General features: G+C 38.7%; 1 protein-coding gene. It reads right to left on the bottom strand.

All coding sequences use genetic code 11. The annotated features are described in order from the left end of the window. Positions 1-217: 217 nt before the first annotated feature. Positions 218-2,089: an alkyl/aryl-sulfatase gene (locus DWA31_RS11420; RefSeq protein WP_114326715.1), complete on the bottom strand. Its 1,872-nt coding sequence runs from the start codon at positions 2,087-2,089 to the stop codon at positions 218-220. Positions 2,090-2,639: the final 550 nt, after the last annotated feature.

Raw genomic sequence — 2,639 nt, 5'->3', positions numbered from 1 at the left:
CAATCCCCATAGCACCGAGTTCGATTCCCGCGGTTTCTTCATTGTGAGCCTTTTAGACATCAGCCTTCCTATAATGGGCTGATGATAGATTTTGTGTACTGGCTGATATCTAAAAACCTTAACAAAGCGGAAGTTATAACATCGTTATAGCTAACGTCCGCTTCAGCTCATTGCTGCCGTAAATATTCGATTATTGAACATTAACGTATTGCTAAAATTAGCGCAGTGTGATTTTTGGACTTTCAGCTGGTTTGTCGAACAGTTTAAAGAACGCTGGAACCATTGCTGCATCACCAACAACCTTAACTTTGCCTGCTTTTACTGCATCCTTTAAATCAAGTTTACCCGATAATAAACCTAAGAAAGCCATTTTGCTGATGTTAACGGTTGCAACAGCTTGCTGGTCGAAGTTTTTATGGAATTGAGCGACACCACGGCGTATCTCTAAAGCATGTTGTTCATTACTATCAGTAAAGTTAAATGCAACAATGAAGTGTTGATCCTTGCTTCGTTGTGCATTTAGATTGTACTTAAGTGAATCAACAAGCTGATATGGCGTAAATTGCGCTAACAGATCAGGTGCTTGTAGATTAATTTTTTTACTGTAATCGATACTACCATCAAGCTCTTGTGCTGATGTTAAGTACCAGTTGCGCCAGTTATTATTAGTTTCTTGGTAGCCTAATTCACGCAGTGCGTTAGCTTTTAATAATCGAGGTTCCATATCGGTTAAGTCGATCCGAATTGCATGTGTAGCAAGCTCAGCACACCACTGAAAATCTTTGTTATCACAAGCATCAATAGCAAACTTCATCATCTTATCTTTACCGCCTACCATATCAACATAACGCTTTGAAGCCTCTGATGAGTGTGTTGCATTTAAAGTCGTTGGGTCACCATCAAACCAACCTAATTCACCCACAAAGATCTGTTTTGCTGCATGACGAATTGATCCGTAAAAATCACCTAACCATGGATGATTTTGTAAGTGCTCTGGTAATTTAATATCACGAATGAGATCTTCCTGTGTAGCGCCATCATTGATCGCTTTAATAGATTGGTCGTAGGTAAATTGAATCGCATCACGGTATGCTGTTAATGTGTCTGCGACGTGCTCTTTACCAACAACAGGGCGGCCGTGAGATAACATCATAATATTCGCGTTGTAACCACGTAATACGTCTACTCCGGGGTACCAAACACTTGGGTTACGGTATTGTGTGCCACGGATAGAGTGTAAATTAGGGAAACTTTCACCTTGAATAACTTCTGCCCCCCAAAGTAAATCGAATTTTGGTAGGTAAACGACTATTTCATCAGATGCTTCAGAAGGAACATGCTTGACAATCATTTCAATACCGGAGATGGTGATATTCAGCTCACCTTTATAACCTTTTACATGTGTGTTTGGTACGATCAGGCTATGCTCAATGATTTCAAAGTCTGGACCTAGTCCACCATTTATACGACCAGTTTCTTCAACGTTTAATAGCGTACCAAGAGAATAATCAACACGGAAACCAAGTGCAGGACCAGTGCCGCCCATCGAGCCTTTTACAATATTTGCCATAAATGTTTCGTGTGCAATGATTTGCGCATTTTCAGCACCTTCAATACCACGAACACCAGCATAGTGGTCAGGATGCCAATGAGAATAAACAATTGCAGCAACGGGAGCTTTGCTGCCCGTTACTTCACGAAAGACTTGCATTACTTCAGACATTTTTTCAACTGACTCAACTGGGTCTAATACAATTAACCCATCATCACCTTCAATAATAACAGGGGAAGTTAAACCGTAACCTTGTACTTGGTGAATTTTATTTCGGTAGGTAAATACACCTTTATCCATTTTAGCTGAATGTGCTGTTAATAATGGATGTACTTTATTTGACTCAGCAGTATACGCTTTGTTGCCACTGGTAAGAGTCCATTTCATGCCCTCTGTTTTACCGTGCCAGTAGTGTGTTGCTTGGCTATCTTCACCTAAATAATGTGCATGAGATAATGTTGGAATAGTAACATCGTTGGCTTGAGCAGCGAATGTTAAAATAGATGATAGTGATGTAACGATTAATGACATTTTCATGGGTAAGCCTATTTTAATCTTTTAATCTATAGGTATTTTATGATGGATATGTATAAAAATGTCAATGCTTATTATAATCTTTGTTTATATCTGTTTTTAAATTACTTTTTATATAATTGTAGTAGCCTATGAAAGATGGTCACTATTTTTAGTGGCATCGTAATTTTTTATAAAATTTAATTGTGCCTATGAACTCAATAATAAGCCTGAAGTATGCGTATGATATGATTGCAAAGTGGCATTCATATTCACAGACCGTTTATGTTTAAATGCGCATAAAGCTAACATTAGCAGTTTTATGATGAATGACCATCTAAACTAGGTCAGCAAAGTGGTATTAGTTATCCTTTCAAACTAAGCCGTAACTGTCAGCTTTTGGCTAGGAGCCGAAGTATTAATTTAGTCACTCGAAGCTTCCGCAAAGTTAAGGTTTTTAGATATCAGCCAGTACACAAAATCTATCATCAGCCCATTATAGGAAGGCTGATGTCTAAAAGGCTCACAATGAAGAAACCGCGGGAATCGAACTCGGTGCTATGGGGATTGCTTG

It is taken from the genome of Candidatus Colwellia aromaticivorans, assembly GCF_003333305.1.
Taxonomy (GTDB): domain Bacteria; phylum Pseudomonadota; class Gammaproteobacteria; order Enterobacterales; family Alteromonadaceae; genus Colwellia; species Colwellia aromaticivorans.
This window is presented reverse-complemented; position numbering and strand designations above follow the sequence as displayed.

What these genes read in the sequence shown, in the direction of transcription:
- DWA31_RS11420 (WP_114326715.1), bottom strand. Translation starts at nt 2,089, where the DNA reads ATGAAAATGTCATTAATCGTTACATCACTATCATCTATTTTAACATTC.